The sequence below is a fragment of the Streptomyces sp. PTL18 genome, assembly GCF_059510295.1.
Genome location: NZ_JCAJZO010000044.1, coordinates 16,387 through 29,834, shown reverse-complemented (window position 1 = coordinate 29,834; position 13,448 = coordinate 16,387). Strand labels below are relative to the sequence as shown.

The window sequence follows — 13,448 nt, the reverse complement described above, 5'->3', positions numbered from 1 at the left end:
AAACTCTATCAGGGTTTTTCCGTCTCTCTGACCACCGCCCGGCAGACATGCGGAACGGGATCCCGAGATAGGATCTGACGAGTTTGGGTGCTGCCCGGTCGACGACGCTCGGTCGCATCGCTCCGCCCCAGGCAGGAGTACGACTGTACACCGGTCAGGGAGCGGGTGCAAATCGCTCACGCCGCGTTCCAAGGGTCGCCAAGCAGTACGTCTCATGCGGAACCGGCAGTTCATATGACATACGCTGCTGCCCAGTGTGCCGTCCGGGACAGGCAGTGACGGCCCGTTTGGACTCCACCCCTGGGAGGCTTCCCATGACCGCTGTGACGTCCCCTGTTGCCGGACGTGCGATCGCACTGGCCGCAGTACCCGACCCCGTCTTCGCCGGAGCGATGGTCGGTCCCGGTATGGCGATCGACCCCGCACGTGAGCCGATGGAGGCCGTCTCCCCCGTGGACGGAGTCGTTGTCTCCCTTCACCCGCACGCTTTCGTCGTGGTGGACGCAGAGGGACACGGCGTCCTGACCCACCTGGGCATCGACACCGTGCAGCTGAACGGTGAGGGCTTCGAGCTGCTCGTCAACAAGGGCGACACCGTCACGCGTGGTCAGACCGTCGTGCGCTGGAACCCGGCAGCCGTCGAGCAGGCCGGCAAGTCTCCGGTGTGCCCCGTGGTGGCGCTCGAGGCCACGGCCGACTCCCTGTCCGCTCTCCGCGAGGAGGGTGACGTGAAGGCGGGCGACCAGCTCTTCTCCTGGCAGTGACACCGACGCCGTACTGAGCGGCACGACCAACAACCATCGCGGTGGCGGGACCCGCCGCATGATTCGGAGACGGGTGAGATGGAGACAACGCTGCGAGGCGTCGGTGTGAGCCACGGTGTGGCGATCGGCGAGGTTCGGCACATGGGCACGGCGGTTCTCGAGCCCCCGGCGAAGCAGATACCGGCGGAGGAGGCGGAGCGTGAACAGGGGCGCGCCCGCCAGGCCGTGGAAGCTGTGGCGGCCGATCTGATCGCGCGCGGCAATCTCGCGGGCGGCGAGGCGCAGGCGGTGCTGGAGGCCCAGGCCATGATGGCCCAGGACCCCGAGCTGATGGCGGACGTGGACCGTCGTATAGCTGTCGGCAGTACGGCGGAGCGGGCGGTGTACGACGCGTTCGCGGCGTACCGGGAGCTGCTGGCGGGCGCCGGGGAGTACCTCGCCGGGCGTGTGGCCGATCTGGATGATGTGCGGAACCGTATCGTCGCGCGTCTGCTCGGAGTGCCGATGCCGGGTGTGCCGGACAGCGACGAGCCCTATGTCCTGGTCGCCCGGGATCTCGCTCCAGCGGACACAGCCCTGCTGGATCCGTCCCTCGTGCTCGGCTTCGTCACCGAGGAGGGCGGGCCGACCAGCCACAGCGCCATTCTGGCGCGTGCGCTCGGCGTTCCGGCCGTGGTGGCCCTCCCCGGTGCGGGTGAACTCGCCGAGGGCACGGTGATCGCCGTCGACGGCAGCACCGGCGAGATATTCGTGAACCCCGGCGACGAGAAGAAGACGCAGCTGCAGGCCGCGGCAGCGGAGCGCAAGGCGGCCCTGGCGGCCTCGACGGGACCGGGTGCCACGGCAGACGGTCACAAGGTGCCGCTGCTGGCGAACGTCGGTGGTCCGGCGGACGTGCCGGCCGCCGTCGACGCGGGCGCCGAGGGTGTCGGTCTGTTCCGTACGGAGTTCCTGTTCCTCGACGACAACAAGAAGGCGCCGTCCGAGGAGAAGCAGATCGAGGCCTACCGGCAGGTTCTCGAGGCGTTCCCCGAGGGCCGGGTCGTCGTGCGGGTGCTGGACGCGGGTGCGGACAAACCCCTGGACTTCCTGACCCCCGCGGACGAGCCGAACCCCGCGCTGGGTGTACGCGGTCTGCGGACGCTGCTCGACCACCCGGAGGTGCTGCGCACACAGCTGACCGCGCTGGCGAAGGCCGCGGAGGGGCTGCCGGTGTACCTGGAGGTCATGGCGCCGATGGTCGCCGACCGCACCGACGCCAGGGCGTTCGCAGACGCGTGCCGGGAGGCCGGGCTGCGGGCGAAGTTCGGTGCCATGGTGGAGATCCCGTCGGCCGCGCTGCGGGCGCGCTCGATCCTGCAGGAGGTCGAGTTCCTGTCGCTGGGAACCAACGACCTCGCGCAGTACACGTTCGCCGCGGACCGTCAGGTGGGTGCGGTGTCACGTCTGCAGGACCCGTGGCAGCCGGCGCTGCTCGATCTGGTCGCACTGTCGGCGGAGGCGGCGAAGGCCGAGGGCAAGAGCTGCGGTGTGTGCGGTGAGGCCGCGTCGGATCCGCTGCTGGCCTGTGTGCTGACCGGTCTGGGCGTCACCTCCCTGTCCATGGGTGCGGCGTCGATTCCCTATGTGCGGGCGACCCTGGCGAAGTACACGTTGGCGCAGTGTGAGCGCGCCGCGGCGGCCGCGCGTGCCGCGGACACCGCCGACGAGGCGCGCAGGGCGGCTCAGGCGGTGCTGTCCGGCGAGTAGCCGGCACGGGTCGTCGCTCCGGCGTGGTGCGGCGAGGGGCGCTCCGCCTCGTGGAGGGGGGCGCCCCTCACTCGTTCAATGAGTGTGGCCGGGTGTGCTGTCGTCGTCTCCGAGGTCGGGTGGGGCGCAGTAGTCGACGCCGGATTCGGGCGAGACCAGGTCACCGGACTCGATGTCGGTGCAGTAGGCGTCGAAGACCTCTGCGGCGGTGAGTGGTTCCAGTCGTTCGCCGCGCAGGCGCCAGCCGTAGACACGGTCGGGAGTGCCGGGCGCTGTGGTGCGCATGACGAGTCCGCCGGCGCTGTGGGTGGCGATGCCCAGGGCGAGGACGCTGGTGAACTCCCTTGCCTCGGTCTCGTCCAGGTGGGCCGTGCCGTCGGGGCCCTGGTCCGAGTGGAGCACAGCGACAAGTGTCTCGGGTGCGGCGGAGACGCTGCACACGAGGTGGCGCCGGCCGGGGTCCGCGGTGTCGAGGATGCGGGCGACGAGGCGGGAGGCGTGCGCGAAGGCGGCGCGTCCGACGTCCTCGCCGCAGGCGGCGCAGGTGCCCAGCCGGGACAGCATCGCGGTCGCGTACTGCCAGGTGGCCTGTCGTACCGCCTCGTCGATCAGGTCGGGGACGAGTTCGGCCAGGGGCCGGCCCTCGTAGGGCAGGGTCGGTCCGGTGGCGGCCAGTTCCGCGGTGAAGCGGGTTCGGCTGGACGGGGCGTCCGGTTCCAGGCCGCTGTGGGCGCAGAACACGGCGTAGTCCTCGGGGTCGAAGAGGGCGACCGTGGTGTGGCTGCCCTGCGCGGCGAGGGTCCTGAGCAGGGCTTCGACCTGCTGCAGGTAGGTCGTGTGGTCGTCGAAGGCGAAGGTGCGGTAGCGCCGCATCGCGGTGAAGTCGTGTTCGTCGGTCAGCAGGCCGATGGTGCCGGCGATCTCTCGGCGCAGGACGCCTCGCATGGTCCGCTGCTCGGTGTGCCGCATGATTTCCCCTACGTACAGTCGATCTGTTCTCACTCAACGTAACGGGCGGCACTGACAACGGCCTGCCGGTCGGAGGCGGCCGGCAGGCCGTTGCGGGGGCTGGGCGAGGAGCGTCAGGCGCGTTTGCGGGCCAGATCCTCGTAGAAGTGGAGCAGGTCGAGGTTGTCGATGGATCCGGGGTTGACGGCCTTTTCCAGCGGGGCGCCCTGCAGGAGGCGTTTGACCGGGACTTCGATGCGCTTGCCCGTGAGGGTGTGCGGCACGCCCGGGACTTCGATGATCTCGTCCGGGACGTGGCGGGGGGAGAGCTGTTCGCGGATGGTCTGCCTGATGCGGTTCAGCAGGCTGTCGTCCAGGACGGCTCCGGGGGCCAGGTGGACGAACAGGGGCATCCAGTAGCCGCCGTCCGGCTGTTCGATGCCGATGACGAGGGACTCCCTGATCTCGGGGAGGCGTTCCACGGCTTCGTAGATGTCGGCCGAGCCCATGCGGACGCCCTGGCGGTTGAGCGTGGAGTCCGAGCGGCCGTGGATGATCACGGAACCGCGGGAGGTGACGGTGATCCAGTCGCCGTGGCGCCACACTCCCGGATACATGGCGAAGTAGCTTTCGTGGTAGCGGCTGCCGTCGGGGTCGTTCCAGAAGCGGATCGGCATGGAGGGCATCGGGTTGGTGACGACCAGCTCGCCGACCTCGTCGACGAGGGGCTCGCCGCTGGGGCCCCAGGACTGCAGGTCGGTGCCGAGGGCGGGCGCCTGGAGTTCTCCGATGTACACGGGAAGAGTCGGTACGGCCCCCGCGAAGCAGGAGCACACGTCGGTGCCGCCGCTGACAGAGGCGATCCACAGGTCGTCGCGGACCTCGTCGTGCAGCCAGGCGAAGCCGTCCGGCGGTAGCGGCGAGCCGGTGGTGGCCACACACTGCACATTCGTGAGGTCGTAGTCGCGGGCCGGGTGCACGCCTGCCTTGCGGCAGGCCATGACGTAGGCGGCGGACGTGCCGAAGAGTGTGGCCCCGGTGCGTTCGGCGACACGCCACTGTGCGCCGGTGTCGGGGTGGCCGGGGCTGCCGTCGTACAGGACGATCGTGGTGCCCGTCAGCAGGCCGGAGACGAGGAAGTTCCACATCATCCAGCCGGTGGAGGTGTACCAGAAGAGGCGGCTTTCGGGGCCGAGGTCGCAGTGCAGGCCGAGCTGCTTGAGGTGCTCGACCAGGATGCCGCCCTGGGACTGGACGATGGCCTTGGGCAGGCCGGTGGTGCCCGAGGAGTACAGCACCCACAGCGGGTGGTCGAAGGGGACCTGCTCGAAGACGGGCTCGACGTCCGCCGAGGTCAGTGCCGACCACTCCAGGGCGCCTTCGGGGGCGTCGGTGCCCAGCAGCGGGATGTGGACGACCGCACGCAGGGTGGGCAGTTCGCGGCGCAGTTCGGCGACGATCTCGCGCCGGTCGTGCTCCTTGCCTCCGTAGCGGTAGCCGTCGACCGTGACCAGGACAACGGGTTCGACCTGCTGGAAGCGGTCCAGGACGCTGCGGGCGCCGAAGTCGGGGGCGCAGGAGGTCCACACGCCACCGACGGCTGCGGTGGCGAGAAGGGCGACGACGGCCTCGGGGATATTGGGCAGGTAGCCGCTGACGCGGTCTCCGGGGCGTACGCCGAGGGCGCGCAGTTCGGCGGCGAGGGAGCCGACCTGGCGGCGCAGTGCGGCCCAGGTGACCGGGCGGGGCTCGTGGGTCTCGTCGACGGCCAGCAGGGCGGGGGCGTCGGCTCGGGTGGCTGCCGCGCGCAGGGCGTGCTCGGCGTAGTTCAGGGTCGCCCCGGGGAACCATTCGGCGCCCGGCATGGAACGGTTGCCGAGCACGCGCGCGTAGGGGGTGGAGAACCGTACGTCGAACCACTCGGTGACGGCCTTCCAGAAGGTGTCCAGCTCGTCCACCGACCAGCGGTGCAGCGCTGGGTAGCCGCCCTCGGCGGGTGCTCCGTGGTGTTCGGCCGCCCACTCCTGGAACCGGGTGATCTGTGCCCGGGCGATGCGGTCGGCGTCGGGCTGCCACAGGGGCGTGGGGTTCGCTGAGGTCATGGGGCGGCTCCCGGACTGTGCGCGTCGTGTGCGTGGTCCGCGCACGTGCTGGGTGTGCGCGTCACGCGGCTGACACGGACGATGCCATGTGATCGACTTCTGCACCAGGGTGTGCCCCACATAGTCGGCATGGCGAAGCTGTGCTCTCAACACAGGTGAACGGCAGTTGAACGGCCTCCCTGCATGAGGGAGTCAATGGCAGGCTGAACAGCATGGAAGGTCGTGACCTGGTGCGTTCGGTGAAGGCGGTCGGTTCGGGGGGTGCGGCAGGCGGTCTGCGCACCGTGCGGGCCGCGTGGCGCAGGAGGCGTGCCGACGCCACCGGGTTGCCGCGGCGGGGCGCGGAACGGGCTCGGGTACCTGGCCCCGTCCGCGACGTGCAGCCCGGGCCGGGCGGTGGTGTCGTACAGTTCGCGCGCGCCGAACTGCGGATCATGGTCGCGGTGAACGGGTCGGTTTTCTGGGGCTGGGACGGGGTGGGGCCGGAGCCGTCGTACGCGCTCGCGGGCCGCTGCCCCGAGCCGGATCCGCGGGCCGTGCTGGAACCGGACAAGGACGGGGGCTGGCGGGTCGTGGCGGAGCGCGTCACGGTCGTGGTGTCGCGGCACGGCGCGATCGAGGTGTGCACACCCGGTGGGCTGACCCTGCGCCGGGATCTGCCGCCCCGGTGGTGGGAGTCGGTGGACGGGGGCGATGCCCGCTGGATGCAGCGGGCCGAAGTGGCACCCGAGGCACGTTTCTTCGGGCTGGGCGGGCGGGCCGGAGGGCCCCGACTGCGCGATGGGACCTACCGGTTGTGGAACACGGACCCGGGACGGTCATTCGGGCCCTGCGACGATCCCCTGTACATCACGATGCCGGTCCAGATGGTGGTGGCCGACGCGGGCACACATCTGGTCTTTCACGACACCTCGTGGGACGGCACGGTGACGTTGCGCGAGGGCGAGGAGGGTGCGGGGTCCGGACACGACCGGGAGGGAACCTGCGAGGTGCGGATGGACGGCGGGCCGCTGCGCTGCTGGGTGGCGGTGGGCACCCCCGCGCGCGTGCTGCGGGTCTGGGCGTCGCTGACCGGGGCGCCCGCTGTGCCGCCGGCCTGGGCACTGGGGCACCATCACGCGCGGCGGGGCTTCGGCACCGACCAGGAGGTGCGCCGGATCGTCGCCGGGTACACGGAGCGTGGCCTTCCGCTCGATGCCGTCCATCTGGACATCGATCACTTCGACGACCACCGGGTGTTCTCGGTCGACCTGGACCGCTTCCCGAAGCTGCCGTTGCTCGCCGAGGATCTGCGCCGGGACGGGATCCGCCTGGTGTCGGTCGTCGACCCGGCGGTCAAGGCGGAGCCGGGCGAACCGGTGTACGACGGCGGGCGCGCCGAGGACGCGTTCGTGCGGGACGCGTCGGGGCGGCCGGTGGAGGGGGTCGTGTGGCCGGGTGAGGTCGTCTACCCCGACTTCACGCACGCGCGCGTGCGTGAGTGGTGGGGCGGTCTCTACCGGGAGCGCCTCGCCCAGGGCTTCGCGGGGTTCTGGCACGACATGAACGAGCCGGTGTCGTTCACGGCCTTCGGGGAGAACACCCTGCCGCGCTCGGCCCGGCACGCGTTGGAGGGCCGGGGCGGTGACCACCGGGAGGCCCACAACGTGTACGCGCTGTGCATGGCGCAGGCCGCGTACGAGGGGCTGCGCGGTTTGGTCCCCGAGGAGCGGCCGTTCCTCTTCTCCCGCTCGGGATGGGCCGGTATCCAGCGCTACGGCGGGACCTGGTCCGGGGGCGTGGCCACGGGCTGGCCGGGGCTGCGGGCCTCGCTGTCGCTGGTGCTGGGACTCGGGCTGTGCGGCGTGCCGTACTCCGGGCCGGACGTCGGCGGCTTCGACGGGAGTCCGTCGCCGGAGTTGTATCTGCGCTGGTTCCAGCTCGCCGCCTACTTGCCGTTCTTCCGCACCCACGCGAGTGAGCGCGCCGGGCGACGGGAGCCCTGGGAGTTCGGCGACGACGTTCTGGAGCACGCGCGCGTGGCGCTCGCCGAGCGACGACGGCTGCTGCCGTACTTCGTCACCCTGGCGCATCTGGCGCGCCGCACGGGCGCGCCCTATGTGCGGCCCCTGTGGTGGGGCGCACCCGAGGACAGGGCGCTGCGGGAGTGCGAGGACGCCTTCCTGCTCGGCGACAGCCTCCTGGTGGCACCGGTGCTGGAAGCCGGCGCGGTCCGGCGGACGGTGCTGCTGCCGCCGGGGCGCTGGTACGACACGGTGACCGAGGCGGTGTACGAAGGGCCGGGCCGGGTGCTGGCCGACGCGCCCCTGGGGCGGATTCCCGTGTTCGCGCGTGCGGGCGCCGTGCTGCCCGTACGGGGTGCGGACGGGGACCTGGAGCTGGAGGCGTGGGCACCGGCTCGGGGGCTGTCCGGGGGCGGCACCGTGGTGCCGGACGCGGGCGACGGCTGGGCGGAGCCGGAGATCGAGCGTTATGTGACACGGTGGAAGGGGCGCCGGGTGGTGGTCCGGCGGGAGAAGGGCGAAGGCCGCAGCGACCCCGCGTGTCGGGTGCGGGTGCGGGGCCTCGGCCACGGGTGACCCGTCGCGGGACGCGCGGGAGGCTGTGTGGCGCGCGTACCCGCGTGGGCTCAGACGTAGCGGCCTTCGAACCAGCCCTGGACCGCCAGCGTGTGCAAGGGGAAGGCGAGTTCGGTGGGTCGGCGCAGGAGCTGCCAGCCCTCCGTCTCGTCCGTCCCGGTGGACGGCGGCAGCTCCGCCGCCGGACGCTCCGGCAGAAGCCCGAACAGCAGCAGATGGCCGTCCGGCGAGCTCATCGCGTCGACGAGCCGCACATCGCGCGCGGCGGCGTCGATGCCGGTCTCCTCCTTCAGCTCCCGGACGACGGCGTGCCGCCAGTCCTCCCGGTGGTCGATGAATCCTCCCGGCAGGGCGGTGCCGCCGCGCGCGGGCGGGACGGTCCGGGTGATGACGACGAGGGACGTGCCCCTGGTGTCGTACACGGGCTGAAGGGCGACCGCGACGGGCAGCGGGTTGCGGTAGGCCACCCTGCCGCACGTGGCGCAGGTGCGGGGCCAGCCGGAGACGCCCGCTTCGTAGGGCGTCCCGCAGCTCGAACAGTGGGAGTCCGGCACGGAGTCGGCGGCGGATGGGATCAGGGATTCGGACACGTGGCGGACTGTATCCGATCATCTGTGCGGCAGCTTCCGAGGGCGGCTCACGGGCTGGACGGCAACGACGCGGACCCTCGCCCGGTGCACGAAGTGGTCGACGGCGCGGTGCCCCGGGCTGTGTCGCGCCGAGGCGGGAACGGCGATGAGCGCGGCGAACACCGTGCGGCGGACCGCGCCGTTCCTACGCTCCGTGACCACTCGGGAATCCTGTGTGAACAGGTCATGAACTGGGCCTGGGAGGGCGCCGACGACGCCATCATGCTTCCGTGCCCTCCTGGACGGACAGCATCCGCTTCGCCTTCCAGCCGGTGGTCAATCTGACGACCGGAGGGGTGGCGGCACTGGAGATCCTTGCGCGCCCGGAGACCGGCGACGTCCTCGCGCAGGCCCGCCGCGACCCCGAACTCGACGGAATTCTGGCCGCCTTGGCGGTCGGCGCGGCGGCGCGGACGGAGACCCTGCTGCCGCTGCACGTCAACGTGTTCGCGTCGACGCTCGCCGATCTCGGCGGCCTCACCGCTCTGCGACAGGCCGTGCGCCAGGCGGGGCGGCTGCCGTGGGAGGTGACGGTCGACATCGGCCCGCCGTACGTCCACGTGCCGCAGCGGGCCCTGTTGGACGCCGTGGGCGTACTGCGCGGCGAAGGTTTCCGGATCTGTGCGGACGGAGTCGGTGACGGCGACGTACCGGTGCGCCTGCTGTCGGACCTTGCGCCTGACCTGATCAAGCTCGACGCGTCCCTGCTGACGCGGCCGGCCGCGGTGCGGGCCATGCGGACGCTGTGCGAGCAGCTGGGCGCGTTGCTGTCGGTCGAGGGCGTGGAGACCGAGACACAGTGCGCGGCGGTGCGGGCGGCCGGCGCGCAGTGGGCGCAGGGCGATCTGCTGGCGCCGCCGTCCCGGCGGCCCGCCGCGGACGTGTACGTTCCGGTGACGGCCCCTCCCGCGCCGGCGGCCCCGCGTACCGGACCCTCGGTGCGGCAGTTCCTGCGACCCGCCGCGCTGCTGCCCGCCACGGCCTCGGCCGGGCAGGTGCGGGCTCTGCTCACCGGGTCACCCGAGGTGTCCGGGGTGCTGCTGGTGAACCGTGACGGGGTGCCGGTCCGATCGGTGCACCGCTCGCGGTTCCTGCTGTCGATGTCGGGGCGGTACGGACACGCGTTGTACGCCGACCGGCCCGCCGTGAAGCTGGGTGATCCGCCGCGCACGGTCGGCATCGACGCCACGGCCTGGGAGGTGCTCGACGTCGTCGCGGACGGCGAGCGGGACCGCACCTCGGACGACGTGGCGGTGGTCGACCACCAGGGGCGGTGCGTGGCCGTCGTACGGCTCGCGGACCTCGTACGGGCGCTGGCCGAGAGCCGGGTCGAGGAGGCGGCGGGGCTCAATCCGCTGACCCGGCTGCCCGGATCCGACGCGATCACCGGTGAGGTGGACCGGCGGATCGCGGACGGACGGATGTTCGCGCTGAGCTGGCTGGACGTCGACCACTTCAAACAGGTCAACGACGGGGCGGGGTTCGCGGCCGGTGACGAGCTCATCCGGTCGGTGGGCCGGGCGTTGCAGGGCGCCGCGTCGGGAAGCACACGAGTGGGCCACATCGGCGGGGACGACTTCCTGGTGCTGGCCGATCCGGAGGGGCTCGACCCGCTGGCGGCGTCGGTGCTGGACGCACCCTGGTCGGCGGGCGGGCGCACGGTCACGCTGTCGCTGGCCACGGTGTTGTGCGCACCCGGCAGCGTGGCCGACCACCGTCAGGCGGCGGCGTGTCTGGCCCCCCTCAAGCAGGCGGCGAAGGCGCTGAGCGGCGCGAGTTGGGTCCTGGGACGGGCTGGGCTCCCGGGCCACGAGATCCGCCGCGGCTCGCTTCCGGCTCCGGCACCGGCGGTCGTCCCGGGCGGCCGCTGACACCACGCCGTGCGCGTCCCTCCCCATCCTGCGGATGCCTGTCCACCGTTTACGTCGCCTGCCTTGACGCTCCGTGGGTGCGGGAGAAAACTTCCGGATGTCGGTCGGCATCGCCGCATTCGGCGTATTCGGGTCATGCGCTCCGAGGACCTGTCCGGCCATTCCCGTCGTACGCCCGCGGGGCGATCCGCCCGCGGGCAGGCGGGAATCGTCGGACCGGCCCTGGACCCACGCCGGTGCCACGGGTCATCCCCCACGGGCGGTTCGGCTGTACAGGCACGCTCGTCAGGGACGCCGGCCGGGGCTCGGAACCTGCCTGCCCACGGCTGAAGTCGCCAAGGGAACGCACCCTGCACCAAGGACCGACACGGGGCCCGACGGACCCCGGGCGAGGGCCTAGGAGCCGCCATGACGCATGCAAGCATCTTCGTCGGCGAGTTGATCGGCACGGCCGTACTCATCCTGTTCGGCGCGGGAGTCTGCGCCGCCGTCACCCTCCACCACTCCAAGGCCAAAGGCGCGGGCTGGGCCGTCATCGCCTTCGGCTGGGGCTTCGGCGTCCTCGCGGGCGCCTACACCGCCGCCCCCAAGTCCGGCGGACACCTCAACCCGGCGGTGACCATCGGCCTCGCCATCGCCGGCATCACCCGGTGGGAAGACGTCCCGTACTACCTGCTGGGCCAGATGGCGGGCGCGGTCCTCGGCGCCGTGCTGACCTGGCTCCTCTACTTCGCCCAGTTCCAGGCGAACGCCGAGGAGGACACGGCCCAGCCCACGCTCGGGATCTTCTCCACCACCCCGGAGATCCGCAATCCGGTCGCCAACCTCGTCACCGAGACCATCGCGACGGCCGGCCTGGTGCTACCCATCCTGTTCTTCGGCAAGAACCTGGGCACCGGCATCGGCATCATCCCCGGTACGACGGCCTACGGTTCGGGCATCGGCATCCTGCTCGTCTCCCTGCTCGTCGTCGGCATCGGCCTCTCGCTCGGCGGGCCCACCGGATACGCGATCAATCCCGCCCGGGACCTCGGCCCGCGCCTCACCCACGCCCTGCTGCCGATTCCCAACAAGGGCGGGTCGGACTGGGGCTACGCCTGGATACCGGTGGTGGGACCGCTGATCGGCGGTGCGCTGTCGGCCCTTGTGTACAAAGCAGCCTTCTGACCCTTTGACGAAGGGGACGTCATGACGGACCACGACCGCAAGTACGTCGCCGCGATCGACCAGGGCACCACGTCGAGCCGCTGCATCGTCTTCGACCAGGGCGGTGGGATCGTCGCCGTGGACCAGCGGGAACACCGCCAGATCTTCCCCAAGCCGGGCTGGGTGGAGCACGACGCCACGGAGATCTGGTCCAAGGTGCAGGCGGTGGTCGCGGGCGCCATCGCCAAGGCCGGGCTGCGCGCCGACCGGATAGCCGCACTCGGCATCACCAACCAGCGCGAGACCACGGTCCTGTGGGACCGCGCCACGGGCAAGCCCGTGCACAACGCGATCGTCTGGCAGGACACCCGGACGGCCGCGCTGTGCGGTGAACTCGGCGGCTCCGACGGGCAGGACCGTTTCCGCGAGCAGACCGGGCTACCGCTCGCGAGTTACTTCTCCGGGCCCAAGGCGGCCTGGCTGCTGGACAACGTGCCCGGACTCAGGGCGCGCGCGGAACGCGGCGAGATCGCGTTCGGCACCATCGACTCCTGGCTGATCTGGAACCTGACCGGTGGTACGGACGGCGGACGGCACGTCACCGACGTCACCAACGCGGGACGCACCATGCTGATGAACCTCCGGACGCTCCAGTGGGATCCCGCCATCCTGTCCGCCATGAACGTCCCGGAGGCGATCCTCCCGGAGATCAGGTCCTCCTCCGAGGTGTACGGGACCGCTGTCGGCCAGCTGGCCGGCGTTCCCGTCGCCTCCGCACTGGGCGACCAGCAGGCGGCGGTGTTCGGCCAGGCCTGCTACGACGCGGGAACGGCGAAGAACACCTACGGCACGGGCAGTTTCCTGCTGCTGAACACCGGCGACCGGCCGGTGCCCTCGAAGAACGGGCTGCTGACGACCATGGGCTACAAGATCGGTGAGGAAGCACCGGTCTACTGCCTGGAGGGGTCCATCGCGATCACCGGTGCGCTGGTGCAGTGGTTCCGCGACCAGCTCGGCATCATCCGCACCGCGGACGAGATCGAGAGGCTGGCGGCGAGCGTCGACGACAACGGCGGAGCGTACTTCGTGCCCGCGTTCTCCGGCCTCTTCGCCCCCTACTGGCGCTCCGACGCTCGGGGGGTGGTGACCGGGCTGACCCGCTACGTCACGAAGGCGCACCTGGCACGGGCGGTGCTGGAGGCGACGAGCTGGCAGACGCGCGAGGTCGTGGACGCCATGTACCAGGACTCCGGGGTACCGATCACCTCCCTGAAGGTCGACGGCGGCATGACGAAGAACAACCTGCTGATGCAGCACCAGGCGGACGTGCTCGGCGTGCCGGTGATCCGGCCGAAGGTCTCCGAGACGACCTGCCTGGGAGCCGCGTACGCGGCCGGGCTCGCGACCGGGGTGTGGCACGACCTGAACGAACTGAAGTCGCACTGGCAGAAGGACGTCGAGTGGACGCCCGCCATGGAGGCCTCGGTCCGAGACCGGGAGTACCGCAACTGGCGCAAGGCCGTGGAGAAGAGCTTCGGCTGGCAGGAGGAGGGGGCGGACTGACCCTCACCGTCCACGCGCGCGTGCCTCGCGTCTGAACCGCACGCGCGTGCGCGACGGCGGCTCGTACCCCGGTCGGCGGGGGTACGAGCCGCCCCTG

The 13,448-nt window shown here is 71.4% G+C and carries 9 protein-coding genes; 6 read left to right on the top strand and 3 right to left on the bottom strand.

The features are described 5' to 3' along the window. The first annotated feature begins 314 nt into the window (after positions 1 to 314). Both AC5WS8_RS37035 and ptsP read left to right on the top strand, forming a co-directional pair. Complete coding sequence (locus tag AC5WS8_RS37035; protein WP_496107879.1) at positions 315 to 764, top strand: PTS sugar transporter subunit IIA; 450 nt, start codon at positions 315 to 317, stop codon at positions 762 to 764. A gap of 78 nt (positions 765 to 842) precedes the next feature. Beyond that, positions 843 to 2,513, top strand: coding sequence for a phosphoenolpyruvate--protein phosphotransferase (gene ptsP / locus AC5WS8_RS37030; protein ID WP_496107878.1), 1,671 nt, complete (start codon positions 843 to 845; stop codon positions 2,511 to 2,513). A gap of 75 nt (positions 2,514 to 2,588) precedes the next feature. On the opposite strand, the gene AC5WS8_RS37025 is transcribed toward ptsP, so the two are convergent. After that, positions 2,589 to 3,482, bottom strand: a complete 894-nt coding sequence (locus tag AC5WS8_RS37025; protein WP_496107877.1) for a DUF8829 domain-containing protein — start codon at positions 3,480 to 3,482, stop codon at positions 2,589 to 2,591. 113 nt (positions 3,483 to 3,595) lie between these two features. Then, a complete protein-coding gene (locus AC5WS8_RS37020; protein WP_496107876.1) occupies positions 3,596 to 5,563 on the bottom strand; it encodes an acetoacetate--CoA ligase in 1,968 nt (655 codons plus the stop codon). 212 nt (positions 5,564 to 5,775) lie between these two features. On the opposite strand from AC5WS8_RS37020, the gene AC5WS8_RS37015 reads away from it, so the two are divergent. Then, on the top strand, positions 5,776 to 8,142 hold the full coding sequence (locus AC5WS8_RS37015) for a glycoside hydrolase family 31 protein (protein ID WP_496107875.1): 2,367 nt from the start codon (positions 5,776 to 5,778) through the stop codon (positions 8,140 to 8,142). A 50-nt stretch (positions 8,143 to 8,192) separates the two neighbouring features. Here AC5WS8_RS37015 and AC5WS8_RS37010 read toward each other — a convergent pair whose 3' ends face one another. After that, complete coding sequence (locus tag AC5WS8_RS37010; RefSeq protein WP_496107874.1) at positions 8,193 to 8,732, bottom strand: NUDIX domain-containing protein; 540 nt, start codon at positions 8,730 to 8,732, stop codon at positions 8,193 to 8,195. Positions 8,733 to 9,001: 269 nt separating this feature from the next. Between AC5WS8_RS37010 and AC5WS8_RS37005 the strand changes: the two genes are divergently transcribed. From AC5WS8_RS37005 to glpK, 3 genes are all read left to right on the top strand, one after another. Further along, on the top strand, positions 9,002 to 10,642 hold the full coding sequence (locus AC5WS8_RS37005) for an EAL domain-containing protein (RefSeq protein ID WP_496107873.1): 1,641 nt from the start codon (positions 9,002 to 9,004) through the stop codon (positions 10,640 to 10,642). A gap of 408 nt (positions 10,643 to 11,050) precedes the next feature. Next, entirely contained in the window at positions 11,051 to 11,809 is a 759-nt protein-coding gene (locus tag AC5WS8_RS37000) for an MIP/aquaporin family protein (protein WP_496107872.1), read from the top strand. 21 nt (positions 11,810 to 11,830) lie between these two features. After that, on the top strand, positions 11,831 to 13,351 hold the full coding sequence (glpK, locus tag AC5WS8_RS36995; RefSeq protein ID WP_496107871.1) for a glycerol kinase GlpK: 1,521 nt from the start codon (positions 11,831 to 11,833) through the stop codon (positions 13,349 to 13,351). Positions 13,352 to 13,448 lie beyond the last annotated feature (97 nt).